Origin of the sequence: Pseudomonas fluvialis (genome assembly GCF_002835605.1) — a bacterium.
Taxonomy (GTDB): Bacteria; Pseudomonadota; Gammaproteobacteria; order Pseudomonadales; family Pseudomonadaceae; genus Aquipseudomonas; species Aquipseudomonas fluvialis.
Window position 1 is genome coordinate 21,808 of the sequence record NZ_PIYS01000015.1, and the last position, 26,741, is coordinate 48,548.

Below are 26,741 nucleotides of genomic sequence, written 5' to 3' on the forward strand. Positions count from 1 at the left end.
ATGGATCAGGCGCCCTTGAGACGCCGCAAGTTACCGATCACCGACTCCAGGGCACGATCGAACAACAAGGCGTCATCCAGCAGGCGCACCGCATTGCGACGAAACTCGACAGCCAGCCCCATACGGGTCTTTTCCAGCACTTTCATGCCGGTACGGTTGACGAAAACATACTTGCCGGTTGGCTTGATGATCGCCGCGAGCTTGCAGCGCAGCTTGTGCTCTTCGTCCTCCTGAATCTCGACCCAGCTGCCAACCCCCAACTGATCAACCTTGAGCAATGCCTCATCATCGTCGGGCAACTGGCATTCCTCACCAGCAGGACGCGCTTCGCCAGGTGCCAGCAAGACAATTTCCTCAACCACCTCGACCATCGCTGGCGGCTCTTCCGGAACAGCAAGGACAACCGGCAGATCAAGCTCGGCCAACCCGTGTCCAAGCTCATGCGACGCCTCGTCAGGGATGGTTTCCGGTGCCTCGGCCATGCTTTTCTTGAAGCGCTGGAAAGCCTGAACATGCAGTGCTTCCAACTGGGTGAAATAATCACCCGCAGCGAAGGGGTCGAACCCTGCGCCATTCAAGCCGTCGCGCAGCGCCTTGAGTAGATTGGGCACCAACTGCAACAACTGCAGACGCGCCTCGGGCTCATCATGGGGCTCTACGCTCCAGATCAAGTCATCCATGGTGGTCAGCATGGCCTGCCACTCAGGCGACTCACTGCCGTGCTTCAGGCAGGTCAACTGCAGCACCTTGCTCCAGGCTTCCTGGAGCAGACGTACCACAACCTCCGGGAGGGTGCGCCCAAGCAAGCGCTCATTGAGCGCCTGCTCGACCTGTAGGCGCGCCAGTTCAGCACGCGCCCGCCCTTCTTCGGCATCACGCGTACGTTGCTCCAGCAATTCGCTACGCCGACGCTCATCGCCGGTAAAGGCCAGAAAATCCGCCAGCAACTCGGCAAAGATCGCCGGGTCATCGACAAAGTCCTTGAGTAGACGTTGCACTATCTGGTCGATCTTCTGGTAAAGCCCATCACGCTGGACATCATCCTGATCAGCCCAGCCCATCGCGGCGGCGGCAATTTCATTGAGCAAGCGTCGTGCAGGATGGCTGCCACGGGCAAAAAAACTCTTGTCGATCACCGCCACCTTGAGCATCGGGATCTGCAGGCGGCCAATCAGCGCCTTGAGCGAGTCCGGCAGGTTGCGATCATCGAGAATGAACTCGAAGAGCATCGAGACCAGATTGATCACATCATCATCAACCTGACCGACCATGCGCGCCTTGCCACTGCGGGCACTGGCACGCGTCAGCAGCGAATCCACCTGGTCACGCAGATCGATATCCGCCTGGGCTGACACCGGGAGTTGCTGCTGCATATGCGAGAGCAGACGCAACAAGTCGTTGCTGCTGATCGGCAAGGCATCGGCGGGACGCTGACGCTGCGGCAACGCCACATCACGCACCTGAGCCAGCAGCTCCTGGAATACGCTGAAAGCCTCCTGCATACCGGCATCGTCGACGGGCAGACTCACCCCCGGCGCTCTGCCAGCGGCCTGACCAGCCGCCGGCAAGGGGCGCGCCGGACGCTGGGACTGCAGGTTGGGGAGTACACCGGCGTTGATCAGTTGCTCATTGGCGTGCGCGTAGACTTCTCCCAAGCTGCTCAACACAAAGCGCTCGAACAACTTGAAGACAATCAGCTTGACGCGTATCTCCACCTCCAGCGAACGCGTAGCCTCGGCAAATGCTTCGCAGAGAAAACGCGGACCCAGCGGATTGCTCTTGTCATCGACCGCTTTACTAACCAGTGTGTTGATACGCTGCGTGACATGGCCAAGCGCCTGACCATCACGATTGAGCACCTTGGCAACCATGGTATCGATGGCAACCGACTCTTCCAGCTCTTCCTCTTGCACCAGGCTGAGCGCAGAACTGTCCAGCACATCCAGCTGCGGCGCCGGCTTGCCAATCTCGTACTGGTTGAGCAACGAGAACGACTCGAAAACCTTTTGCAGGAAAGCCCGCTCAATCACCTTGCGCTTCAGGCGCAAGTCACGCATGGCCTCGAAATAGGCATTCTGCTCAGCGTTGCTGGTGGCCCGATCGGCCATTTCGAACAGCGAGTCGTCGGCATTGTCGAACAATGCCTGCAGGGCTTGTTTGAGCTGCAAAGCAGCCTTGTCACGCACCTGGGTCAACGCCACGGGCAACCTTCCTACCGGCGAGGGATTAGTCTGCTCTGCAACTACACGCTTGAGGTGTACCACATTAGCCTCGGTCTGCATTGCGCTCTCCTGCCGACCTTACCGCAAAGGGTAGACGGGTCTGCTGTGCGAACAACTGGAATCGATCTTTTACCAGCCGCGCCATAGATATGGCGTCAAAATCTGATTGGTCGTTTGCATTATTGAAGAGTGACGCCTTTCTACCAAGGGCTGTTTTGCCCTAGACATGACTCAGATCACACCCAGGGCAAATCAACCTACAAACGGTCAAGGTACGTGACCAACGGCGCAACCTGACGAGCGCAAGACAGCACCGTATAATCGCCAACTCACCCCAGAGAGCCGATCATGCCCAACCTGACCCTTGCCCAGCTGACCGATGAAATCCAGGCCAACGTACGCATCGCCCTACGGGAAGATATTGGCAGCGGAGACATCACCGCCCAGCTGATTCCTGCCGAGCGCCAGGCTCGCGCCCAGCTGATCACTCGCGAGGCCGCCGTGATCAGTGGCTGCGCCTGGGTCGATGAGGTATTCCGTCAGATTGATCCGACAGTCAGTCTGGAGTGGCTGGTCGAGGACGGCCAGCAGGTACTCGCCAACCAGCTACTCCTGCGCCTGAGCGGCCCGGCACGGGCCATTCTCAGCGGCGAGCGTGCGGCACTGAATTTCCTGCAGACCCTATCGGCCGTAGCGACCCGTTGCCGTCAATATGCCGATCTGGTCAGCGGCACCGGTGTGCGCCTGCTCGATACCCGCAAGACCCTGCCCGGCCTGCGCCTGGCGCAGAAATACGCGGTCACCTGCGGTGGCTGTGACAATCACCGCATTGGCCTGTATGACGCGTTCCTGATCAAGGAAAACCATATTGCCGCCTGCGGCGGTATCGCCCAGGCTGTCGCGCAGGCACGCCACATCGCCCCCGGCAAGCCGGTGGAAGTCGAAGTCGAGGATCTGCAGGAACTACAGCAGGCACTCGCCGCCGGCGCCGACATCATTATGCTCGACGAACTGAGCGATGCCGATATGCGCGAAGCCGTACGACTGTGCGGTGGGCGCGCCAAGCTGGAGGCTTCCGGCGGCATCCATGGCGGAAACCTGCGTAGCGTGGCGGAAACCGGCGTCGACTACATATCGCTTGGCACGCTGACCAAGGACATCAAGGCCGTCGACCTGTCACTGCGCCTGCTGGCCGACTGACCCGCACGACGCCCCTCACCCAGTCGGCAAGGGGCGCCAGCCCATTCAGTGGTCTGCCCTGGGGCGCGTCGGTTCATCGGCGCGCACCCTGAACCAGGCAGCATAGAGCGCCGGCAGGAACAGCAAGGTGAGTGCCGTGGCAACGATCAAACCGCCCATGATGGCCACCGCCATCGGCCCGAAGAATACGCTGCGCGACAACGGAATCATCGCCAGTACCGCGGCCAGCGCGGTCAGCACAATGGGCCGGAAACGCCGCACGGTCGCTTCGATGATGGCATTCCAGCGACTCAAGCCTGCGGCGATATCCTGCTCGATCTGATCAACCAGAATCACCGAGTTGCGCATGATCATCCCGGACAGGGCAATGGTGCCGAGCATGGCGACAAAGCCGAAAGGCTGCTGGAACAACAACAGAAACAGCGTCACGCCAATCAGTCCGAGCGGTGCGGTCAGGAAAACCATCACCGAGCGCGAGAAGCTCTTCAGCTGCAGCATCAGCAAGCTCAGCACCACCACTACGAACAGCGGCAGCCCGGCATTGACCGACGCCTGGCCACGCGCCGAGTCCTCAACCGTGCCCCCCACGTCCAGCAGGTAGCCATCCGGTAGCTGACGGCGAATCGGCTCCAGGGTCGGCAGAATCTGCCGGGTTAGCGAAGCCGGCAACTCGTCGCCATAGATGTCGGCGCGCACCGTGACCGTGGGCAGGCGATTGCGATGCCAAATCACGCCTTCCTCGAAACCATAGGTCAGGGTGGCCACCTGCGACAACGCCACACTGCGCCCCTTGTCCGTCGGCACCGCCAGGCTGCCGAGCTGGCCCAGGCCAAAGCGCTCATCGGGCGTGCCGCGCAGCTGGATCTCGATCAGCTCGTTGCCTTCGCGGTACTGGCTAACCAGCGTTCCGGACAGCGCGCCCTGCAGGAAGGCAGACAAGTCCGCGGTGCTGACCCCCAAGGCACGGGCACGATCCTGATCGATATCCAGACGCACCACCTTGCTCGGCTCCTGCCAGTCCAGGTGCACATTGACCACATGGGGGTTTTCGCGCACCTTCTCTTCGACCTGATGGGCCAGCTCGCGCACCGTATCGATGTGTTCACCAGACACCCGGAACTGCAACGGGTAACCTACCGGCGGACCATTTTCCAGACGCGAAACCCGCGAGCGCAGCTGACTGAAATCGTTGTTGAGTAGCTCAATCAGCCAACTGCGTACCCGCTCGCGCGCCTCGACATCCTTGGCCAACACCACGAACTGGGCAAAGCTGGTCGCGGGCAACTGCTGATCCAGGGGCAGATAAAAGCGAGGCGAGCCCGTTCCTACATAGGCCACGTAGTTCTCGATCTCCGCGTGCTCGCGCAGCCGTACCTCCAGACGTGCCACCTGTTCTTCGGTAGCGCGCAACGAAGCGCCCTCGCCCAGTTTCAGGTCGACCATCAGCTCGGGACGCCCGGAGGCCGGGAAGAACTGCTGAGGCACGAAGCGGAACAGCACGATGGACAGGGCAAACAGTCCCAGGGTCAACAGCAACACCCGCCCACGGTTTTCGACACACCACCCCACCACATAACGCACCCGCTGATAGAACGGCGTGGCATAAGGGTCATGCCCTGCACCGCTACCGCCGTGCTTGGCTGCATGCAGCTTGGCCAGATCAGGCAGCAGGCGCTCGCCCAGGTAAGGCACGAAAACCACGGCGGCGATCCACGAAACCAACAAGGCAATGGCGACCACCTCGAAAATCGACCGGGTGTACTCGCCCGTTCCCGATTGCGCCGTGGCAATCGGCAGGAAGCCGGCGGCAGTGATCAGCGTGCCGGTGAGCATGGGAAAGGCCGTACTGGTCCAGGCATAGCTGGCTGCCTTGATCCGCGAAAAGCCCTGCTCCATTTTGATCGACATCATCTCCACGGCGATGATCGCATCGTCTACCAACAGCCCCAGCGCCACCACCAGCGCACCCAGGGAAATCTTGTGCAGACCGATACCCAGGTAATGCATGACGGCAAATGTCATCGCCAGCACCAGCGGAATCGACAAGGCCACCACCAGGCCGGTGCGCATACCCAGCGAGAAGAAACTCACCAGCAGGACAATAGCCACCGCCTCAGCCAGCACCCGCACAAACTCGCCAACACCCGCACGCACCGCAGCCGGTTGATCGGCCACCTGGCGTAACTGCATGCCCAGCGGCAGTGTTTCCTGGATACGCGCAAATTCCGCAGACAGAGCCTTGCCGAGCACCAGGATGTCACCACCCGGCTTCATCGATACCGCCAGGCCAATGGCATCCTCGCCCATGAAACGCATACGTGGCGCAGGCGGATCATTGAAGCCACGCTGCACCTCCGCCACATCGCCAATCCGCAAGGTGCGGTCGCCGACGCGAATGGGGAAGTTGCGAATCTCCTCGACGCTGCGAAAACTGCCGCTCACGCGCAGTTGCACCCGATCAGTCGGCGTCTCGATGAAGCCTGCCGAAGTCACGGCGTTCTGCTGTTGCAAGGCCTGCTGCACCAGAGGCAACGGCAGGCCCAGGGTTGCCGCCTTGGTATTGGACAGCTCGATCCAGATCTTCTCATCCTGCAAACCGATCAACTCGACCTTGCCGACATCCTTGACCCGCTGCAGTTGCAACTGCACACGGTCGGCATAGTCCTTGAGCACCGCATAGTCGAAGCCTTCGCCGGTCAAGGCATAGATGTTGCCGAAGGTGGTGCCGAACTCGTCATTGAAGAACGGTCCCTGGACACCTGGCGGCAGGCTGTGACGAATGTCCGAGACCTTTTTGCGAATCTGGTACCACAGCTCGGGAATATCCTTGGAGCGCAGAGAGTCACGGGCGATGAAGGTGACCTGCGACTCGCCGGGGCGAGAAAAGGACACGATTTTGTCGTACTCGCCGGTTTCCATGAGCTTCTTCTCGATGCGCTCGGTCACCTGCCGCGACACTTCCTCAGCAGTCGCCCCCGGCCACAAGGTGCGCACCACCATGGCCTTGAAGGTAAAGGGGGGATCTTCGCTCTGGCCCAGCTTGCTGTAGGAAATCGCCCCGACCACCGCCAGCAGAACCATTAGATAAAGGACGATCTGACGGTTCTTCAGTGCCCATTCGGAAAGGTTGAAGTTCATCCGCGATTACTCCTTGCCCGCCAGATCAACCGGACGGTTATCGCGATCAACCGGTCGTACCCGCAGCCCTTCACGGAGCAGATGAACGCCGCCCACCACCACCCAATCGTCGCCATGCAGGCCGTTGAGAATGGCAGCACGTTCCTCATGGTAGGGACCAATCACCACCGACACGCGCTGCAGACGGCTTTCGCTGCCGCGCACTACCCACACATAGGGCTGGTCGTTATCGGCGCTGAGCGCCGACAGCGGCACCGACAAGGGGACTTCGCCATCATGCTGGACATGCACCCGGGCACTCTGCCCCGGCTCAGCGGGAACCTTGGTGTCGACAAACGAAACCCGCGCAGCAAAGGTGCGCGACTGCGAGTCTGCCGAGGGCGCCATCTCGCGAATCACCCCCGGGTAGCGACGACCGGGCTGCGACCACAGCTCAACCTCGACCTGCTGGCCAATGCGATAACGCTCGTAGCTCTGCTCGGGCAGGCTGATCAGCACCTCGCGCTCGCCATCCGCCGCCAGCACGAATACCGTCTGCCCGGCCGCCAGCACCTGGCCTACCTCGCCGCGCCGACTGGCAATCACCCCGTTCTGCGGTGCGCGCAACACGGCATAACCAGCCTGGTTGCTGGCTACGTTGTACTCGGCACGCACCTGTTTGAGCCGCGCCTCACCGGCACGGTAGAGATTTTCCGCGTTGTCGTACTGCGACTGGCTGACCAACTGACGAGCCAGCAGGGTCTTGTAGCGATCACGCTCGGCGCGTACCAGCTTGAGATTGGCTTCGGCAGCCGTCACCTGGGCGCGCATGGCTTCCAGTTGCAGGCGCACATCCTGCGGGTCCAGTTCAGCCAGCGGCTGATCCTTGCGGACCCGCTCGCCGACTTCGACCAGGCGTTTACTCATCTTGCCGCCGATGCGAAAGCCCAGTTCCGGCTCGAAGCGGGCCCGCACTTCGCCAGGAAAGGTATCCACCAGCGCACCGGCAGGTACCGGCTGCACCACCAGCACCGGACGCGCCACGCTGGCAGTAGGTTCCTCGCTGCCACAGGCAGTGAGCAGCAGGCCCAGTACAGCGGGTATGGCAAGCGGCAAGACATGACGAAACATGGGAGCAACCTTTGCACAAATAGGGTTATTGGAATATTTATACCGGCGAGTATAGTAAAAATAGCAAACCCGCCAGTCCAGTATTTAAACGACGATGTCAGACACTCTTTCCACCAGCCTGTCCACGCCCAGCAACGGCCCCGGCCGCCCCAAGGATCAGCTCAAACGTCAGGCAATCCTCGACGCCGCCAAGCAGCTGTTCCTCCAGCAGGGCTACGAAGGCACCAGCATGGATGCCATTGCCAGCGCCGCGGGCGTTTCCAAGCTCACCGTGTATAGTCACTTCACCGACAAAGAAACCCTGTTTGCCTGCGCCGTGGCCGCCAAATGCGAGGAACAGTTGCCAGCCACCTATTTTGAGCTGGCAGCAGATGTGCCGATCGAGGCCAGCCTGCTGGCGATCGGGCGGGGCTTCAATACGCTGGTCAACAGCGACGAGTCACTGGCCCTACAGCGACTGATGACTGCGCAGGGCGGACAGAATCTGCAACTGGCCCAGTTGTTCTTCAATGCCGGCCCGCAGCGCATGCTCGACGCCATGCACAAGTTGCTCGAGCAGGCCTGCCAGCGTGGCCAACTGCAGATCGACAACCCGGCACGCGCCGCCGAACACTTCTTCTGCCTGATTCGCGGCGGATGCAATTTCCGCCTGTTGATCGGCCTGTGCGAGCCGCTCAGCGGGAGTGCCGCAGAAGAGTACGTCAGTGACGTGGTCGGTTTGTTCCTGCGCGCCTACCGCGCGAATTCATGAAAGTTTTTTCTTGGCATAAATGTCATAGCGGCTGGATTTACCCTCCAGGCTGTAACTGGGTGCAGGGCCGCTAATCACCGGCGCCTTGCGCGGGCGCTTGACCACTACGCGATGGGAAGCCAGTGCCAGTGCTGCCTCCAGCAGGCTGGACGCATCCTCATCATCACCCACCAGCGGGCGAAACAGGCGCATTTCCTTCTTCACCAGAGCACTCTTGTCGCGGTGCGGAAACATCGGATCGAGGTGGATGACCTGCGGCACGTCACCCTGCCAGTCACGCATCAGGGCAATGGCGTCGCCCTCCAGCAGCTGCATGCGCGCCACGATGGCCGCCACCTGATCATCCGTCGCGGCACGCCGCAGGCCATCGGCCAGCAGTGCCGCGATCACCGCCTGCCGTTCGCACATCTGCACCCGGCACCCCAGACTGGCCAGCACAAACGCATCACGCCCCAATCCCGCCGTAGCCTCCAGCACATGGGGACGAATCCCCGGAGCCAGGCCCACCGCCTTGGCAATCATCTGCCCGGCGCCACCACCGAACTGGCGACGGTGCGCCAGCGCACCTTCAACAAAATCGACGCGCACCGGCCCCGGTGCCTGCGGCCCCAACTCGACCAACTGCAAACCCTGTTCACCCAGTTGCAGGGCAAAATCCGCCACCGTCGCCTGATACGCCAGGCCGAGTTGTGCCGCCAATGCCTGAGCCGGAAGCGCATATTCGGCTTGCAGGGCTTGCACACTCAGACGCACGGCCTGCCATTCGTCGTTTCTCGCCATCGTCTCGCTCAATGATTGCCCACCTGCGCCGATAACTCGGCAAAGCGACATTTTGCCAGAGCCCGGCCACCACGTCGCAGCGAGGTGCAGCATGTTCGAGGTCATCAGCGCGCGCCAAGCCAGCGCGCCCACGCCACGCAGCGACAACCTTGAGCAGCGTTTGCAGAGCGACATCGAAGCCTCGCTCGACTACCAGATCCTCCGCCGAACCCTGGGCATTGCCAGCGAGGCGGCGCCCCCTAAAGCCCCCGTGGAAAAGCAGCCCGAAACAGCTGCCGATCCCGAGCAACTCCTGGAAACCGCCGCCCGCGACGTGGCACGCTTCGAGCAGGTACTCAGCCAGCGTGAACTGCAGGTAGAGATCGGCCAGCCCGCCACCCCGCAGGTCAGTGATCCGTTGGTGCTTGATCTGGCCGGCAATGGTTTCAGTACCACAGGCCTGGAGCGTGGCGTTCGCTTCGACCTGAATGGCGACGGCCGGCAAACCCTGACCAGCATGCCCAGCGGCGATGACGCGTTGCTGGCCATGGATCGCAATGGCAACGGACGCATTGACGACGGCCGCGAATTGTTTGGTGACCAGCGTGGTGCGGCCAACGGCTTTGCCGAACTGGCCCGTCTGGATGACAACCGTGACGGACGCCTGGATGCCCAGGATGCGGCCTTCCAGCAGTTACGCCTGCTGCGTTTCGATAGCCAGGGTCGCCAGCAACTGCAAAGCCTGGAGCAGGCCGGCGTCAGCGCCATTAACCTGCGTGTCCGGGACGTGGACATTGCCCTCGGCGCCTACGACCGCATCGCCCAGCTGGGCAGCTTCGAGTTTGCTGACGGGCGCAGCGGCCAGGCCGCCGATCTGCTGCTCGCCCAGCGCTAACAAGGCTCAGAGCAGCGCGTACTGCTCGCTGGCGGCAGGCCATGGCAGATCGCTCAGCCCTGGCAGGCGTGCTTGCAACTGGCGGTGAAAACGCCAGGCGAGCAGTGGTGCCAGCTGGTTGTCCGGGGTATGCAGGTAGACATGCGGGGTCAGCCCGGCACTAATCCAGTCGGCCACCTTGTCCAGCCAGGGCTGCAGGAAGTCATCGTTGGCAGGTAACTGTGGATGACCGATGAAACGTAGCTGCGGACTGTCGCTGAACGCCGTCGGACGCACCGGCAGCCGTGGTTTCTTGGCCTGGGCATGGCGTACCGCCGGGCTTTGCAGGGTGCAGCTGAACAAGGCCCGCGCATCCAGGCAGATACGCTCGACCTGACGATCACGCAACAGGCGGTTGAGCGCCCGCTCCTCTTCACCGCGGGCAAAGAACAGCGGATGACGTACTTCCACCGCCACGGCTCGCCCCTGCAGGGCATCGAGCAAGGCAACCAGCTCACCCAGACGTGCCGGGGCGAAGCTGGCAGGTAACTGCAACCACAACGGATGCACACGACCACCCAGCGGCGCCAGCAACTCAAGGAAACGCTCCAGCAGCGCCTGCTGCCCATACAAACTGGGTGCATGGCTGAGGCTGCGCGGCAACTTGGCCGTGAAACGAAAGTGCGCCGGCATGTACTGCGCCCAGCGCCGCACCGTCTCGACACTCGGCACGGCATAGAAGGTGGTATTGCCTTCGACCGTATTGAACACCCTGGCATAGCGTTGCAGGGCGTGGCCAGCCCCGGATTGACTATAGAGGTGCGCGCGCCAGGCCGGCTCGCTCCAGGCCGGGCAACCCAGGAAGTACGGCAACATCAGGCGTACAGATCAAGCCCCAGAACCTCTTGGGCATCACTCTGCACCACCATCGCCGAGGTGCTGGCATAGCTGGCCAATGCCTGGGCGGCACGTGAGCTGACCTGCGGGCGCAATTCGGAGAACTCGCCATAGTTCTGCGTGCGCGCCGGCAATATCTCGCCAGACGCCGTACCCGCCTCGGCACGCCGGGTACGCGCGAGATTATCCAACCCCTGGGTCAGGGCAGGACTGACCGGCTGCTGACGCTGCTGCTCAACCTGACGCTGCACCTCGGGATACGGCGTCAGCGCATTGCCGGTACGGCCACTGCGCTCGGGGTTGTAGCCTGCATTGAAGGAATCGATACGCATCGTACGCAACACTACCCGGGAGAATCTGAGGAAAATCTAGCCTTCGCCGTGCAGCTTGGCAATCTGCCAGTGGTCAGCCGGCACTGGCCTGCTTGGGCGTGGCGACATTGTCACGCAGATAGACCGGCTGAGCCTGCTCGGCCGGCAGTGCCTCACCACGTTGCCAGGCAAAGCGTGCCAACTGCAGGATATCCAGGGCATGCGGCAACAAGTCGGCCTGCTGCCTGGGCACCTGGGGAAGCCGTGCCGCATGGCTGCCCCAGCCCGTCCCCGCGGCGAACCATTCGCTGGCCTCGCCCATCGGCAGACGAACGGCCTCCGGCGGCAGCACCGCTTCCTCTTGGCAGGCACGCATCTCGCCCTGCTCAAGGCGATAGCAACCCCAGTAGACTTCATCCATCCGGGCATCGATGGCACTGGCCACCTGCGTCGCCCCTTGCTCGCGCCAGGCACGCTGTGCCAGAGCAGCCAGGTTGGACACCGGCAGCACCGGACGCTGCAAGGCAAACGCCAATCCCTGCACCACGCCAATGGCAATACGCACCCCTGTAAAGGCGCCGGGGCCACGACCGAAGGCAATCCCATCCAGCTGGCTCAGGCTCAGCCCAGCCTCGCTCAACAGGTGCTGGATCATCGGCAGCAGGCGCTGGGCATGCAAACGGGGAATCACCTGATAGTCGCTCAGGCAGCGCCCATCGTGCAGCACGGCAACAGAGCAGGCTTCAGTGGCGGTATCCAGGGCCAGCAGAGTGGTCATGGGCAACTCCGGTCAACAAGGGCGAAGATGATAAACGACAACGGCCCGCAAGCGGGCCGTTGCATGACATACCGAACGGCTTAACTGAGCGCAGCCAGAACCTTCGCAGTGATCTCTTCCACCGAACCCACACCCTCTACCTTGGAGCACTTGGGCGTTTGCTCGACGGCGGCCAGGCGCGAGTAGAAATCCACCAGCGGCTTGGTCTGCTCGTGATACAGCGCCAGACGCTTGCGTACGGTTTCCTCGCTGTCATCAGCACGCTGAATCAGCGCATCGCCTGTCTCGTCATCAACACCGGCCACCTTGGGCGGATTGTGCTCGACGTGATAAACGCGGCCAGACGCTTCATGCACCCGGCGACCGGAAATGCGCTTGACGATTTCTTCATCGTCCACAGCGATTTCCAGCACGTGATCAAGCTTCACGCCGGCCTGCTGCAAAGCCTCTGCCTGAGGAATGGTGCGCGGGAAGCCATCAAACAGGAAGCCATTGGCACAGTCATCCTGGGTCAGGCGCTCCTTGATCAGGGCAATGATGATCTCGTCGGAGACCAGGCCACCGCTGGCCATGATGTCCTTGACCTGCAGGCCCAGCGGGGAGCCCGCCTTGACGGCGGCGCGCAGCATGTCACCCGTGGAGATTTGCGGGATTGCGAACTTCTCGGTGATGAAGCGAGCCTGGGTACCTTTACCGGCACCGGGCGCCCCCAACAGAATCACGCGCATCGTTGTGCTCCTAAGACAGTTTCAAAAGGCTCGGACAGGCCGCTCGGGCCCATCGCAGGTAATCGTTTCGCGCCTGGCATACAGGTCGCTGGGACTGGGGTGACGCTGTCGGCCTGGTGTCGCCTGGCACACGCCTGTCGATGACCGTGCCGACCTGCCATACGGCTCTCGTCGACACGCCCGGAGTCATGTTCCGGCCTGCCGGGCGCAGTGATAATGCGGCCTCGACGGGCGAAAGGGTTGTCAAGATACACAGCGTATCAACACCTTACAAGCAGCCATAGGTCGCATTCACAAGCGTGACGGCAAGGTCATAGTGTGACCCATTGCTCAACCGGTATTGCGCAGGCCTGCCGCGATCCCCGCCACACTGACCAGCAGCGCCTGTTGCACGGCAGCCTGCTGCGCACCCTCAGGCAGGCGCGAGCGGGCCAATAGCTCAGCCTGCAGCACATGCAGCGGGTCCAGATAGGTGTTGCGTACCGCCAGCACCGCACGGGTTTCCGGGCTGCCGGCAAGCAGGCAGTCGGCGCCGGTAATTTCCAGCACACGCGCCTGCGCATCAGCCAGTAACTGGCGCAAGCGCTCACCCAGCGGCCGCAGCGGTGCTGCCACCAGGCGTTCGTCATACAGGCGAGCCAGATCTGCATCGGTCTTGGCCAGCACCATTTCCAGCATGTCGATGCGCGTACCGAAAAATGGCCAGTCCCTGCGCATCTCACGCAACACCGACAGCTGCCCGCCCGCCAACGCGTTACCCAACGCGCTCTCCCAGCCCAGCCAGGCTGGCAGCATGAGACGCGTCTGTGTCCAGGCAAAGATCCACGGAATGGCCCGCAGGCTTTCTACCCCACCTTCGCGACGCTTGGCCGGCCGGCTCCCCAACGGCAGACGCCCCAGTTCCTGTTCTGGGGTTGCCTGGCGGAAATACTCGACGAAGCTGGGCTCCTCGCGCACCACCTGGCGATAGGCTTGCACGCCGTCTGCCGCCAGCTGATCCATGAGCTGACGCCAGGCCGGCTTGGCCTGCGGTGGCGGCGACAGGGTGGCCTGCAACACCGCAGCGGTGTAGAGGCTGAGGTTATGCACGGCAATGCCCGGCAAACCGAACTTGAAGCGGATCATTTCGCCCTGCTCGGTAGTCCGGAAGCGCCCTGCCACCGAACCCGGCGGCTGTGAAAGAATCGCCGCATGGGCCGGTGCACCACCCCGCCCGACCGTACCGCCACGGCCATGGAACAGCAGTAGTTCCACGTCCTGCGCCTGGCAAACCGCCACCAGTGCTTCCTGCGCACGGTACTGTGCCCAGGCCGCCGCTGTAGTGCCGGCGTCCTTGGCCGAGTCGGAGTAGCCGATCATCACCTCCTGCGGACCACTCAGGCGCGCCCGGTAACTGGCCAGGCTCAGTAACTGACTGACCACCGGCGCGGCGTTATCCAGATCCGCCAGGGTTTCGAACAGCGGCACCACGCGCATGCTGCGCTGCAGCCCGGCCTCTTTGAGCAGCAGCTGCACGGCCAGCACGTCGGAGGCCGCTCCGGCCATGGAGATCACGTAGGAACCCAGCGAGGCCGCCGGGGCCTGCGCCACCACCCGGCAAGTGGCAAGTACTTCGGCAGTGTCCTCGCTGGCCTGGTAATGCGCCGGCAACAAGGGCCGTGGGTTGTCCAATTCGGTCTGCAGAAAAGCCAGGCGCTGTGCTTCCGACCAGTCCTGGTAGCAGCCCAGCCCCAGGTAGTTGGTGATCTCGCTGAGCGCCGCGGCGTGTCGGCTGGAGTCCTGGCGAATATCCAGACGCACCAGAAACAGGCCGAAGGTAGCCACCCGGTGCAGGCAATCGCGCAGCGAGCCGGCGGCAATCACCGACAGGCCACAGGCCTGCAACGAGGCATAGCAGAGCGCCAGGGGCTCCCAGAGTTGCTGGTTATCCTGCAGAACCAGCGGGCCGGGGGGCAGCTCTTCATGCAATGCCGCATGCGCCCAGGCACGCGTAGCCCGCAAACGCTCACGCAACTGGCGCAGTACCTCACGATAGGGCTCTGTGCGCGTGCCAGCCTGGGCCAGCAGTTCGGCGCTGGCCTGGTGCATGGATAGTTCGGTAATCAGTTGCTCGACATCACGCAGAAAAAGGTCCGCCGCCATCCAGCGTGCCAGCAGCAGCACTTCGCGGGTCACCCGCGCGGTGACATTGGGGTTGCCATCGCGGTCGCCGCCCATCCACGAGGAAAAACGCAGCGGCGCGGCTCCCAGAGGCAAGCCCTGGCCACACGTTTGCTGGACGGCCTGCTCGACCTGACGAAGAAACTCCGGCACAGCCTGCCATAACGAATGCTCGATCACCGCAAAGCCCCATTTGGCCTCGTCCACCGGAGTCGGCCGCGCATGGCGGATCTCGTCGGTATGCCAGGCCTCGGCCACCAGTTGCTGCAAGCGCTGATGAATACGCTGTCGCTCAACCGTTAACAGATCGGCATGATCCAGCGCGGCCAGTTGTGCGGCGATCGCATCGTATTTCTGGATCAGCGTACGGCGGGCCACTTCGGTGGGGTGAGCAGTCAGGACCAGATCGATGTCCAGACTGCCCAGACGCTGGGCCAAGGCATCCGCCGCGTGGCCCTGCTCGCGCAACTGGCGAAGCAACTGCGGCAAGGCTTGTTCGGCCAACTGGGCGGCCTGGCTGGGCGGTTCGCGACGCAACTGCTGGTACTGTTCGGCAATATTGGCCAGGTTGAGAAACTGGCTGAAGGCGCGCACCACTGGCAACAACTGCGAATCATCCAGGCGGGCCAGTTCCGCCTGCAACGCAGCCTGGCCATCGAGCTGGCGGGAAGCCTTGGCCGCCTGGCGAATGCGCTCGATACAGGCCAGGAAATCCTCACCGCGATCATCACGAATGGTCTGCCCCAGCAACTCGCCGAGCAGGTGCACGTCTTCACGCAGACGCGGATCAATCTTCGACATGGCCGTTCCCCCGTTAGGCACAAGGCTGTGCCTGCAGTTATAGCTGCTCAGGGCTGCTCACGGCAGCGCCCAGGCAGGTATTTGTCACTGATCTGCTCGCTACGGCACTGCCACTCCAGACGACCATCGGCCTGGGGCTGGGCCACCAGTAGCAGTTGCTGGCCGGCCAGCGTCGTGCCGGCCAGGGTGATATGCAGCGTGCCACTCTCCGCGTCCAGCTCGATACGCTGCACGCTGTCCGGCAAGGGCGTGGCAAAGCCCGCTTCGGCCAGGCTGGACGGTAGTTGCTGCTGTCGGTAGTAGTAGCTGCTCACCACCACACTGGCGGAGCGCCCCAGCACTTCGGCCTGGGCGACCCGGGCACGCTGACTGTAGTCGTGATACGCCGGAATGGCGATCGCCGCCAGAATACCGACGACGGCTACGCAGAACACCGCCAGGATCAGGAACAGCGCCGCATGACTGGTACCACCATTGGCCGCCAGCAAGGCGAACTGGCGCTGGGGATCGGTGCTGCTGGCTCTGGCTTCGGCAATCTTGCGCTGACAGGCACGGTAGTACCAGGCATTGGCATACAAGGGCGGCAGCAGCAGGATGGCTAACAGGTAAAGCAGGTACCCCAGTCCGATCACGCTGCCGGCGGCTTCACCCGCCGCGACACCCAGCAGCCCCAGCAGCAACATCAGCACGTAGGGCAGGCTGAAATAGGCCAGCCCGTGCAGCCACAGCTTGCGATACAGCAGCCAGTAGAAGGAGATAAAGAAGGCCGGCCAGTGCCAGCTGATACCTGCCTTGCCGGCGGCATCAAAACGCTGGAACTGGCGCAGGTAATAGGCGCTATGACGCGGCCCGATCACCGCGCGATACCACTCCTCCCGCTCTGCCGCGGGCGATACAGGCTGACTGTCCAGCGGCTGACCGCAGGACGAGCAAAAACGCGCTGCCGGCATTTGCCGGCTGGCGCAATGGTTACATAGCGTCATGTGAACATCCCTGTCAGGTAGCAGGCCCGCGCCTCGGAGGGCGCACAGGCCTTACAGTGCCGCCGGCGTATCAGCGTGACAACGCACGGCACGCTTGCGCTTGTCGACCAGCACGCCGGAAAGCCCCTTCTGCTTGGTATCGAACAGAACCAGCACACCGTCGATGCACTGGGCAACCTGCTGGGCAGGCTCATGGGACACCTTGTAGTCCTGGCCGGGAATGGTTTTGAGGAAGGTGTAATCGGCCAGCAGCAGGGCATCTTCTTCCTTGGCGATATGCAGGTAGCCGTAGTACCACAAAGCGGCCACGGTGGCCGCGACTGTCGCCACGGCGGTCAGGATGCAAGGGATCAGGTTACGCTCTTCGGTCATCGTCGGATCACTTAATGCGGATGGTCGGGATTGGCTATTTCACCCAGGCGCCGCAGGCCACGATAGCCCTGCGGATCCTCCAGGTAACGCAGCATCACCTCGCGCCACACGGGCTCGGCGAACGTCTGCACATGCTCACCGCGGGTAGGCTGGAAGACCCGCGGCGGCTGCGCAGCCTGATACAGCTGCACGCCGTTGGCAAGCGGCACCACCGCATCATCCAGGCTGTGGTAGATGAGAATGGGCAAGCCCTGCAGGTGTTCGATGGCATAAGCGGCGCTTTCCTGCTCGGGCAAAAGCCAGGACAACGGGTACTGCAAGGCCCAGGTCAGCCAGTGACTGCCCAGCGCATGCCGGGCCACGCCGCGATAGCTGGCCGGCACGCCATCCAGCAGCAAGGCCTGCAGACGCTGGCGCTGTTCGGCATGCTCGGCCAGGTAACGTACTGCCAGCGCGCCACCCAGGCTCTGGCCGAGCACGACCAGCGGCTTGCCCTGCACGTCCGGCGCCTGCGCCAGCCAGGCAAAGGCGCCGTCGATATCCTGGTACACCGCCGGCAGACTCGGCTGCCCGGCGGACAGGCCATAGCCCCGGTAATCGAGCATCAGCACCTGATAACCCTGGGCTGGCAACCAGGCCACCCCCTGCAGGTGCCAGGCCAGGTTGCCAGCATTGCCATGCAGGTGCAGCACCGTGCCACGCGGCGCCACCCCCGGCGCCGCGGGCAGCCACCAGCCATGCAGGCGCGTGCCATCGGCCGCCTGCAAATACACATCGCGATAGTCCAGCTGCAGTACTGCCGGGGTCACCGGCAGCCCCGCCTGCGGGTAGAACAGCCACTGGCTGCAGCCACCCAGCAACAGGCACAGCCCCAGCAGCAGGCTGCGCATCACTTGCCGCCGGCGCGCACTTCCTCGCGCGCCTTGTAGGTCGCTTCGTAGATACGCTCGGCCAGGCGCGAGAACGGCAGGCTCTGGATCCACACCGTGCCGGTGCCGCGCAAAGTGGTCAGGAGAATACCCTCGCCACCGAACAGCATGCTCTTGAGACCGCCGGCCAGGGCGATGTCGTAGTCGATGCCGGCACTGAAGGCCACCAGGCAGCCGGTATCCAGACGCAGCGTCTCGTTGCGTAACTCCTTGCGAATCACCGTACCGCCGGCATGCACGAAAGCCAGGCCGTCACCTTCGAGCTTTTGCAGGATAAACCCCTCACCGCCGAAAAAACCGGCACCCAGGCGCTTGCTGAAGCTGATGCCGATCTGCGTACCGTAAGCCGCGCAGAGAAAGGCATCCTTCTGGCAGATCAGTTTGCCGCCGACCTGGCCAAGCTCGATGGGCACCACGCTGCCCGGGTAAGGCGCAGCGAAGCCCACCCGTTGCCGGCCCTGGCCGTGGTTGCTGAAATGCGTCATGAACAGCGACTCACCGGTCAGCAGACGCTTACCGGCGCCCCATAACTTGCCCAGCACACCATTGGCCGAACCATCGCCCATGCGCGTTTCGAAACGGATGCCCTCGGTCATGTAGTTCATCGCCCCGGCCTCGGCGATCACCGTCTCGCCGGGGTCGAGAATGATCTCCACGGTCTGCGCCGAGGAGCCGAGAATTTCATAGTCGAGTTGATGGCTGGGCATGGAAGTAACCTTGAGTTAGCGGCAAGCCACAAGCGTGCAGGGAGTTAAACGCTTGCAGCTGCTAAAGGATGTTCGCGTAGTCCGCCTCGATGCGTTCCAGGCTCAGGTGGTTGAGAAAGTTGGAAAAGCACATCCAGGCCGATAGCGCATTGAGATCACGAAACTGTGGCGGCAGGTACAGGGGCGGCACCACGATGCCCTCATCGACCAGCTGGCGCAGAGCACGCATGTCCTCCAGGGTGGTTTTGCCACAGAACAGCAGGGGAATCTGCTCCAGCTTGCCCTTGCGCACCGCCAGCTGGATGTAGTTGTAAATCAGGATGAAGCCCTTCAGATAGGACAAATCCTTGGTGAAGGGCAAACCGTCGGGCAACGAGCCGCGAAACACCCGGCTGCTGTTGGCGTAGCTGTCTTCGGCGGAGAAACCCTGCTCTAGGAAGAAGCGGTAGATTTCCAGGAAATCCGCGCCCTCCTCGGCCATGTGGATGGCCCGGGTACGGTTGGTCAGCTTGCGCAGGCGCGACGGATAGGAGGCAAAGGTAATCACCTCCATGAGAATCGCCAGGCCTTCCTGGGTCACCGTCGACGAGGGCGGTCCTTTGGCGAGGAAGGTACAAATCGGCTGGTTGAGGCCATTCAGCGTGGTTCCCACATGCACCATGCCCTCATGTACCTCAAGAGCCCGCACATCGCGCTCATTGAAGCGCGCATCGCTACGCAGCTTGATGTAGTCGGCACCGGCCGCGGCATCGGCGAGAATGCCGTCGGACACCATGACACGCACCGTATCGTCACCGAACAACGCCGACAGCCGCTGCTGCAGCAGGTTGACCGCCTGACTGGCGTCGAGGGTCTTCGCTTCATCGACCAGGTCGCCGCGTGCGGCGATGGCGTTCAGGTAATCGCTGAGCATCAGCCCCAGGTCCGCCAGGGTCGGGTCGCCGGCATGGAAGGCATCGGTTGCAGCGCCATACAACTCCTGGGAGATCAGGCCGAAATCCGCCGTACCCCGGCCTTCGAGCATGCGAATGACCATGCGGTATTCCTTGCACATGCGTCGCATGATCTGCCCCACCGGGCTGAACTGGCCGAGCTGGCTGGTGATATCCCGCTCGATGGCCTGCAACTCCTGCTTCTTCGCCGTCGGGTCGAAACCCAGCGGGCGAGCCAGGTAGTAGTCTCGATCCACCGCCGGCAGCGCCTGCGCCCCCTGGGCAAAGAAGCCCTCACGCACGCCATCGTCCCACTTCACCGCATCCAGTATGCGAATCGGCACCTGCGCGGCGACGATACGCTCGGAAAGCCGGCGAATGCTCAGCTGATAATCATCCAGTCCGCTCGTCGCCGCCATGCGCCTACCCTGCCTGTTCAGTCCGCGCGACGCTGGAAACGCGCCACTTCGACGAACAACCCGGCATTGGCCGGATCGTCCAGATAGCCCAGCACCTCATGCAGCGGACTGGCAATGGCCAGTCCCTCGCCTTCCTCGGTGTCGAAGGGCGAACCGGCCAGGCGTCCCTCTTCGACATCGCGCATGACGCGTTCGATATCCAGGCTGAACAGCACCAGCTCATTGCCCCGCGTCAGTTCGAACCCCAGCCAGGCATGCCGTCCGCCCAGGCGTTCGGGCAATTCGGCGCTGAGGTACCAGCGACGGCCATGGTGGCGCACGGTAAAGGGATACTCCTCGAACTTGTCGTCATCATCGGCCAGGCGTGCGCGATAGCGTTGTGCACCCGCATGGCTGATGGACAGGTACTGGCTTTCGCCCCACTCGTTCTGTCGCTGCCAGTCACCCAGCAAAGGCATGGGCGCGGCCTCCTCGGGCGGAATACCCTGCTCGAACGACACCAGGCAACCGCCCAGCAGTGCCAGGCAACACAGACACAACACACGCCATACGTGCATGGCACGCTCCTTGGAAAGACCAGGCCGGAAGCTCATGCGCCCACCACCAGGCGCCTGGCGATGATCTTGGCGGGCGCCCCCGGCCGCCGTCAACCATCAGCCGCAAGCGTTTGTCCGGGGCGTGTACTGCTGCCTAAAACGCAACAGCCCGCCAAGAAGGCGGGCTGTTGTGAGACTGCAGGCGACTCAGTGTTCCGGACGCATGTGCGGGAACAGGATGACGTCACGGATCGACGGCGAGTTGGTCAGCAGCATCACCAGGCGATCGATGCCGATGCCTTCACCGGCCGTCGGCGGCATGCCGTATTCCAGGGCACGCACGAAGTCGGCGTCGTAATGCATGGCCTCGTCATCACCGGCGTCCTTCTCGGCTACCTGCGCGTGGAAACGCTCGGCCTGGTCTTCGGCATCATTCAGCTCGGAGTAGGCATTGGCGATCTCGCGGCCGCCAATGAACAGTTCGAAGCGGTCGGTGACGTTGGGGTTCTGGTCGTTGCGCCGGGCCAGCGGCGAGACCTCGAAGGGGTACTCGGTGATGAAGTGTGGCTGCTCCAGCTTGTGCTCGACCAGCTCCTCGAAAATCATCACCTGCAGCTTGCCCAGTCCTTCGTGGCCGAGCAGCTTGGCACCGGCCTGCTTGGCGATGGCACGGGCCTTCTCGACATCGTTGAGGTCTTCCGCGGTGATGTCCGGGTTGTACTTGAGGATCGAGTCGAACACCGACAGGCGCGCAAACGGCTCACCGAAGTGGAACACCTTGTCGCCGTACGGCACGTCGGTGCTGCCCAGCACCGCCAGGGCCAGCTCGCGGAACAGCTCCTCGGTGAGGTCCATGTTATCGCGGTAGTCGGCATAAGCCTGGTAGAACTCGAGCATGGTGAACTCGGGATTGTGCCGGGTCGACACGCCCTCGTTGCGGAAGTTGCGGTTGATCTCGAAGACCTTCTCGAAGCCACCGACCACCAGGCGCTTGAGGTACAGCTCCGGGGCGATGCGCAGGAACATCTGCATGTCCAGGGCATTGTGGTGAGTTTCGAACGGCTTGGCCGCGGCACCGCCGGGAATGGTCTGCAACATCGGCGTTTCCACTTCGAGGAAGCCCCGCTCATTGAGGAAGCGGCGGATGTGTGCAATTACCTGGGAGCGTACGCGGAAGGTCTGGCGCACGTCTTCGTTCATGATCAGGTCGACATAACGCTGGCGGTAGCGTTGCTCGGTGTCGGTCAGGCCGTGGAACTTGTCCGGCAGCGGACGCAGCGACTTGGTCAGCAGGCGCACGCTGTGCATGTAGACGTACAGGTCACCCTTACCGGAACGCGCCAGGGTGCCTTCGGCGGCAATGATGTCGCCGAGGTCGAAATGCTTGACCGCCTCCAGCTGCTCGGCCGGCAGGGTCTTGCGGTCGACATACACCTGCAGGCGACCCGAGGTGTCCTGGATCACCATGAAGGCGCCACGGTTAAGCATGATGCGCCCGGCAACCTTGACCGGAATGGCGGCCGCCTCCAGCTCTTCCTTGCTCTTCTCCGCATACTGTTTCTGCAGGTCGGCACACAGGCTGTCGCGGCGGAAATCGTTGGGAAAGGCATTGCCCTGCTCACGCACGGCGGCCAGCTTTTCCTTGCGCTGGGCAACCAGCTTGTTTTCTTCGTGCTGCCGCTCTTCGTGGGAAAGGCTGGACTGGTCGAGGTGTTGGTCGCTCATTGCGGGTCGTCCCGGTCAAATCATCGTTCTTGAAAGGTCACTGCACAGTTCAAGCGGGGGCCTCCACCGGGAGGCTCACCCGCTGCAGCGTGCAGCTTATCGCTTGAAGCATGCGCCTGCTTTAGAGGCCCTGTTTCAGACTGGCCTCGAGGTAGCCATCGAGGTCGCCATCGAGCACTTTCTGGCAGTCACTGCGCTCGACGCCGGTACGCAGATCCTTGATGCGCGAGTCATCGAGCACATAGGAACGGATCTGGTGCCCCCAGCCGATGTCCGACTTGCTGTCTTCCAGGGCCTGCGAGGCGGCGTTGCGCTTCATCATTTCCAGCTCGTACAACTTGGCCCGCAGCATCTTCATGGCGGTGTCCTTGTTGGCGTGCTGGGAACGTTCGTTCTGGCAGGCCACCACGGTGTTGGTCGGCACGTGGGTGATACGCACCGCCGAGTCGGTGGTGTTGACGTGCTGACCACCGGCGCCGGAGGAGCGGTAGGTGTCGATGCGCAGGTCGGCCGGGTTGATCTCGATTTCCACCTTGTCGTCGATCTCGGGCGAGACGAACACCGCCGAGAACGAGGTGTGGCGACGCGCACCGGAGTCGAACGGGCTCTTGCGCACCAGGCGGTGCACGCCGATCTCGGTGCGCAGCCAGCCAAAGGCATACTCGCCCTTGATGTGCACGGTGGCGCCCTTGATGCCAGCGACTTCGCCTTCGGACAGTTCGATGATGGTGGCATCGAAGCCGCGCTTGTCGGCCCAGCGCAGGTACATGCGCAGCAGGATGTTGGCCCAGTCCTGGGCCTCGGTACCGCCGGAACCGGCCTGGATATCCAGGTAGCAGTTGTTGGGGTCCATCTCGTGGCTGAACATGCGGCGGAATTCCAGCTTTTCGAGGATTTCGCGCAGACGTTCCACTTCGGCGACGATATCGTTCACCGCGCCTTCATCGTTCTCTTCGGCAGCCATTTCCAGCAGATCCCTGGAATCGGCCAGACTGCCGGTAAGGTCATCGATGGTGTCGACGATCTGCGCCAGCATGGCGCGCTCACGACCCAGGGCCTGGGCGTACTCGGGCTTGTTCCAGACGCCGGCGTCTTCCAGCTCGCGGTTTACTTCGATCAGGCGATCATGCTTCTGATCGTAGTCAAAGATACCCCCGAATGGACTGGGTGCGTTCGGTGAGGTCCTTGATGCTGTTGAGGATCGGATTGATTTCCATGGCGGGATACTCGCTGCACGCTATTGCAAAAGCCGGCGAGTATACCCGAGCGCGCCGCGCCCGGGCAGTCCTGTACGTCGCCGGGCGGCGACGTACAGGTAGGCTTTCAGGCCTGTCCGAGCTGCTGAACCTGGGCCTCCAGGGCGCTCTTCAGTTCCGGAGCCAGTTGCAGCTGGCGAGCCAGTTCATCCAGATAGGCACGCTCCATGAAATGCTCCTCATCAACCATCAGCACGCTGGCCAGGTAGACCTCGGCAGCCATTTCCGGCGTCGTCGCGGCGGCAGCTACTGCGGCCGGATCCAGCGGGCGGTTGAGTTCCTGCTCCAGCCAGCGCTGCAATTGCAGGTCGTTACCACTGAGCTTGGCCATTTCTTCCTCGATCAACGCACGCTCGCGGGCATCGACATGCCCATCGGCCTTGGCCGCCGCCACCAGCGCCTTGAGAATCGCCTGGCTGTGCAGCTCGGCCTGCGGTGCCGGCAGACGATCGACGGTCTGCGGCTCGCGCGCCGGCGCACTGCCGGCCTGCTGCGCCTGCCAGTTGCCATAGGCCTTGTAGGCCATCACGCCGAGCGCCGCCAGGCCCCCGTAGGTCAGCGCCTTGCCACCGAACTTACGGGCCTTCTTGTTGCCCAGCAGCAGGCCCAGCGCACCGGCGGCCAGCGCACCACCGGCCGCACCACCCAGCAGGCTGCCCAGCGGCGAGGCGCCCTGCCCGGCTCCGCCGGCCGGTTGGTTATTGCCCAGGCCATTTTGTTGCAGCAATTGCTGGCCGGACTTGAGCAGTTGATCGAGCAAACCGCGGGTATTCATGGATATGCAGCTCCTGAAGGACAAAGGCTAAACGTAGCGCACTAAAACCCGCCAGACAGCTAACAGGGGGCCAGATAATTGACCAGCAATTGTACCGATTCATTACCCCGGTACTCGTTGAGATCCAGCTTGTAGGCCAGCTCCACCCAACGCACGTTGGCATTCGGCCATTGCTCACGGTCGATATTGAAGGCGATACCGTCCAGAGCCTGGCTGCCACATTCGGTTTTCAGCTGCAGCTTGAGATGGCGCTCACCGACCAGACGCTGCTGCACCAGTTGAAAACGCCCATGGAACAGCGGCTCGGGGAAATGCTGCCCCCAGGGGCCGGCATGCCGCAAGGCACGCGCCAGCTCAAGGTTGAATTCACCCACCTGCAGCTGACCATCGGACAACAGCCGGCCGGCCAGGTCATCGGCACTCAACTGGCGACGCACCTCGGCGTCAAAGGCCACGGCAAAGGCGCCGAAATGCTCCTGCGGCAGTGACAGTCCGGCGGCCATGGCGTGCCCGCCAAACTTGCTGATCAGTCCGGGATGACGCGCCGCCACGGCATCCAGGGCGTCACGGATATGCAGCCCCGGCACCGAACGCGCCGAGCCCTTGAGCAGCCCATCCCCGGCATCGGCAAAGGCGATGGCCGGACGGTGGTAACGCTCCTTGAGGCGTGAAGCAAGAATGCCGATCACCCCCTGGTGCCAGTCCGGCTCGAACAGGCACAGCCCATAGGGCAGATCATCCAGCGGCAAATCCTTGAGCTGGGCCAGCGCCTCGCGCTGCATGCCCTGCTCGATGGCCTTGCGGTCCTGATTGAGCTGGTCGAGCTGCACGGCCATATCACGGGCCAGCGCTTCGTCCTCGCACAGCAGGCATTCGATGCCCAGGCTCATGTCGTCCAGGCGTCCCGCCGCATTCAAGCGCGGGCCGAGGATGAACCCCAGGTCGGTGGAGCTGATGCGCCGGTGATCGCGCCCGGCAACCTCGAGAATCGCCCGCAGGCCCGGTCGCGCACGTCCGGCGCGGATACGTGCCAGCCCCTGATGCACCAGGATGCGGTTGTTGGCATCCAGCGGCACCACATCGGCCACGCTACCCAGCGCCACCAGATCAAGCAGCTCGGCCAGATTCGGCTCGGCGCGCCCGACAAACCAGCTCATCTCACGCAGCCGCGCACGCAGCGCCAGCAGCACATAGAACATCACCCCGACGCCGGCCAGAGACTTGCTGGGAAAACTACAGCCCGGCTGGTTAGGGTTGACGATGGCATCGGCCGCCGGTAACTGCGGTCCCGGCAAGTGGTGATCGGTGACCAGCACCCTGAGCCCGGCGGCCTTGGCGGCAGCCACCCCCTCCACACTGGAAATGCCGTTATCCACGGTCACCAGCAGATCGGGCTGGCGCTGCAAAGCCACTGCGACGATTTCCGGCGTCAGTCCGTAGCCATACTCGAAGCGGTTGGGCACTAGGTAGTCGACCTGCGCGGCTCCCAGCTGACGCAAGCCCAGCACGCCCACCGAACTGGCCGTGGCGCCGTCGGCATCGAAGTCGCCAACGATGAGAATGCGCTGGCGCTGCTGCAAAGCCTGCACCAGCAAGTCCACGGCGCCCTCGATGCCCTTGAGCTGCTGATAAGGCAGCAAGCGCCCCAAGGCCTTGTCCAGCTCCTCGGCACTGCGCACGCCTCGCGCGGCATACAGACGCGCCAACAGCGCGGGCAACTCGCCCAGGTCGGGCATCTGCTCAGGTAACGGACGAACTTCGATACGCATGCTACGAACCGTTTCTCGGGCGCTGGCGCGGCAGGCAGACAGGCCTGCTCAACGCTGGCCAACCAGCCATTGCAGGGGAATTTCATGCTGGCCGCGCTCATCGGTAACGAACAGCTCGCCATCGCTGATCATCACGCTCCAGCTCAAGGCGCGCGGCAGGTCCTGCGCCAGGTTGGCCAGCGCCTCCTGATCCACAGCCAGCACATGGATATTCTTCAGGGTGCGCAGCGGCTCGAGCACCCGCCCCTGCCAGACACGCAGGTTGCCATAGGCCAGCAGGGTGAAGCGCTCGGCGCGGCGCGAGCACCAGGTGATGCGTTCGGCATCCGGCTGACCGACTTCGATCCAGTGCAGCACGCGGCCATCCAGGCTCTTTTCCCAGAGTGCCGGCTCGTCGACATCCGACAGGCCCCGACCAAAGGCCAGCTGCTCGTGGTAGAACAACGCATAGGCGATCAGCCGCACGGCCAGGCGCTCCTCGGTTTCCGAAGGGTGACGCGCCACGGTGAAACGCAGGCTTTCGTAGACGCCACGGTCCATGTCGGTGAGGTTCAGGTCGACTTTGTAGGGCGTCGCTTGCAGGGCCATGCGCGGTGATATCCGAAGACT

23 protein-coding genes are annotated in these 26,741 nt (G+C 62.9%); 3 read left to right on the forward strand and 20 right to left on the reverse strand.

Annotated elements, in window-relative coordinates; genetic code table 11:
- Nucleotides 1–5: 5 nt before the first annotated feature.
- A complete protein-coding gene (locus tag CW360_RS08725) occupies nt 6–2,282 on the reverse strand; it encodes a DUF1631 domain-containing protein (RefSeq protein ID WP_101193426.1) in 2,277 nt (758 codons plus the stop codon).
- 288 nt (nt 2,283–2,570) lie between these two features.
- Between CW360_RS08725 and nadC the strand changes: the two genes are divergently transcribed.
- A complete protein-coding gene (nadC, locus tag CW360_RS08730; RefSeq protein WP_101193427.1) occupies nt 2,571–3,422 on the forward strand; it encodes a carboxylating nicotinate-nucleotide diphosphorylase in 852 nt (283 codons plus the stop codon).
- Between the two features lie 45 nt (nt 3,423–3,467).
- Here nadC and CW360_RS08735 read toward each other — a convergent pair whose 3' ends face one another.
- Nucleotides 3,468–6,560, reverse strand: a complete 3,093-nt coding sequence (locus CW360_RS08735; protein WP_093985508.1) for an efflux RND transporter permease subunit — start codon at nt 6,558–6,560, stop codon at nt 3,468–3,470.
- A 6-nt stretch (nt 6,561–6,566) separates the two neighbouring features.
- A complete protein-coding gene (locus CW360_RS08740) occupies nt 6,567–7,670 on the reverse strand; it encodes an efflux RND transporter periplasmic adaptor subunit (protein ID WP_101193428.1) in 1,104 nt (367 codons plus the stop codon).
- Nucleotides 7,671–7,764: 94 nt separating this feature from the next.
- Between CW360_RS08740 and CW360_RS08745 the strand changes: the two genes are divergently transcribed.
- Nucleotides 7,765–8,421, forward strand: coding sequence for a TetR/AcrR family transcriptional regulator (locus tag CW360_RS08745; RefSeq protein WP_101193429.1), 657 nt, complete (start codon nt 7,765–7,767; stop codon nt 8,419–8,421).
- Here the strand turns inward: CW360_RS08745 and CW360_RS08750 are convergent.
- Nucleotides 8,416–9,201: a class I SAM-dependent methyltransferase gene (locus tag CW360_RS08750; RefSeq protein ID WP_101193430.1), complete on the reverse strand. Its 786-nt coding sequence runs from the start codon at nt 9,199–9,201 to the stop codon at nt 8,416–8,418. The two genes, CW360_RS08745 and CW360_RS08750, sit on opposite strands and share 6 nt — an antisense overlap.
- 91 nt (nt 9,202–9,292) lie before the next feature.
- Here CW360_RS08750 and CW360_RS08755 point away from each other — a divergent pair, with 91 nt between their 5' ends.
- Nucleotides 9,293–10,075 (forward strand): hypothetical protein, encoded by a 783-nt coding sequence (locus CW360_RS08755; RefSeq protein ID WP_101193431.1) that lies wholly within the window; start codon nt 9,293–9,295, stop codon nt 10,073–10,075.
- A 6-nt stretch (nt 10,076–10,081) separates the two neighbouring features.
- Here the strand turns inward: CW360_RS08755 and CW360_RS08760 are convergent, their stop codons facing one another.
- The 16 genes from CW360_RS08760 to CW360_RS08835 all read right to left on the reverse strand — a co-directional run bounded on the left by CW360_RS08760 (nt 10,082) and on the right by CW360_RS08835 (nt 26,720).
- A complete protein-coding gene (locus tag CW360_RS08760) occupies nt 10,082–10,930 on the reverse strand; it encodes a DUF72 domain-containing protein (RefSeq protein ID WP_101193432.1) in 849 nt (282 codons plus the stop codon).
- The gene (locus CW360_RS08765; protein WP_101193433.1) at nt 10,930–11,283 is read right to left on the reverse strand and encodes a hypothetical protein; all 354 of its coding nucleotides are present in this window, start codon (nt 11,281–11,283) and stop codon (nt 10,930–10,932) included. The genes CW360_RS08760 and CW360_RS08765 overlap by 1 nt, the downstream gene beginning before the upstream one ends.
- A gap of 73 nt (nt 11,284–11,356) precedes the next feature.
- Nucleotides 11,357–12,040 carry a tRNA (adenosine(37)-N6)-threonylcarbamoyltransferase complex dimerization subunit type 1 TsaB gene (gene tsaB, locus CW360_RS08770; protein ID WP_093985515.1) on the reverse strand — a complete coding sequence of 228 codons (684 nt, stop codon included), beginning with the start codon at nt 12,038–12,040 and terminating at the stop codon, nt 11,357–11,359.
- 80 nt (nt 12,041–12,120) lie between these two features.
- Nucleotides 12,121–12,768 (reverse strand): adenylate kinase, encoded by a 648-nt coding sequence (gene adk, locus CW360_RS08775; RefSeq protein WP_093985516.1) that lies wholly within the window; start codon nt 12,766–12,768, stop codon nt 12,121–12,123.
- 330 nt (nt 12,769–13,098) lie between these two features.
- The gene (gene ppc, locus CW360_RS08780; protein WP_101193434.1) at nt 13,099–15,729 is read right to left on the reverse strand and encodes a phosphoenolpyruvate carboxylase; all 2,631 of its coding nucleotides are present in this window, start codon (nt 15,727–15,729) and stop codon (nt 13,099–13,101) included.
- Between the two features lie 47 nt (nt 15,730–15,776).
- Entirely contained in the window at nt 15,777–16,712 is a 936-nt protein-coding gene (locus CW360_RS08785) for a DUF2628 domain-containing protein (RefSeq protein WP_093985518.1), read from the reverse strand.
- A gap of 51 nt (nt 16,713–16,763) precedes the next feature.
- Nucleotides 16,764–17,084 carry a PA3694 family proteiin gene (locus CW360_RS08790; RefSeq protein ID WP_093985519.1) on the reverse strand — a complete coding sequence of 107 codons (321 nt, stop codon included), beginning with the start codon at nt 17,082–17,084 and terminating at the stop codon, nt 16,764–16,766.
- An 11-nt stretch (nt 17,085–17,095) separates the two neighbouring features.
- Nucleotides 17,096–17,974, reverse strand: coding sequence for an alpha/beta hydrolase (locus tag CW360_RS08795; protein ID WP_101193435.1), 879 nt, complete (start codon nt 17,972–17,974; stop codon nt 17,096–17,098).
- Entirely contained in the window at nt 17,974–18,720 is a 747-nt protein-coding gene (locus CW360_RS08800; RefSeq protein ID WP_093985521.1) for a TIGR00266 family protein, read from the reverse strand. Before CW360_RS08800 ends, CW360_RS08795 begins: the two co-directional genes overlap by 1 nt.
- Before the next feature lie 61 nt (nt 18,721–18,781).
- On the reverse strand, nt 18,782–20,071 hold the full coding sequence (locus CW360_RS08805; protein ID WP_101193436.1) for a flavohemoglobin expression-modulating QEGLA motif protein: 1,290 nt from the start codon (nt 20,069–20,071) through the stop codon (nt 18,782–18,784).
- Between the two features lie 17 nt (nt 20,072–20,088).
- The gene (locus CW360_RS08810) at nt 20,089–20,628 is read right to left on the reverse strand and encodes a hypothetical protein (RefSeq protein ID WP_093985523.1); all 540 of its coding nucleotides are present in this window, start codon (nt 20,626–20,628) and stop codon (nt 20,089–20,091) included.
- Between the two features lie 186 nt (nt 20,629–20,814).
- Nucleotides 20,815–22,332, reverse strand: coding sequence for a lysine--tRNA ligase (lysS, locus tag CW360_RS08815; protein ID WP_101193437.1), 1,518 nt, complete (start codon nt 22,330–22,332; stop codon nt 20,815–20,817).
- 121 nt (nt 22,333–22,453) lie between these two features.
- Nucleotides 22,454–23,549, reverse strand: a protein-coding gene (prfB, locus tag CW360_RS08820; protein WP_101193438.1) for a peptide chain release factor 2 whose coding sequence is annotated in 2 segments (ribosomal slippage) — nt 22,454–23,476 and nt 23,478–23,549 — 1,095 coding nt in all. Because the reading frame shifts where the segments join, the coding sequence is not laid out codon by codon here.
- Between the two features lie 106 nt (nt 23,550–23,655).
- The gene (locus CW360_RS08825) at nt 23,656–24,363 is read right to left on the reverse strand and encodes a tellurite resistance TerB family protein (protein WP_101193439.1); all 708 of its coding nucleotides are present in this window, start codon (nt 24,361–24,363) and stop codon (nt 23,656–23,658) included.
- Nucleotides 24,364–24,422: 59 nt separating this feature from the next.
- Nucleotides 24,423–26,132, reverse strand: a complete 1,710-nt coding sequence (recJ, locus tag CW360_RS08830) for a single-stranded-DNA-specific exonuclease RecJ (RefSeq protein WP_101193440.1) — start codon at nt 26,130–26,132, stop codon at nt 24,423–24,425.
- A gap of 48 nt (nt 26,133–26,180) precedes the next feature.
- Nucleotides 26,181–26,720: a YaeQ family protein gene (locus tag CW360_RS08835; RefSeq protein ID WP_101193441.1), complete on the reverse strand. Its 540-nt coding sequence runs from the start codon at nt 26,718–26,720 to the stop codon at nt 26,181–26,183.
- Between the last annotated feature and the right edge of the window lie 21 nt (nt 26,721–26,741).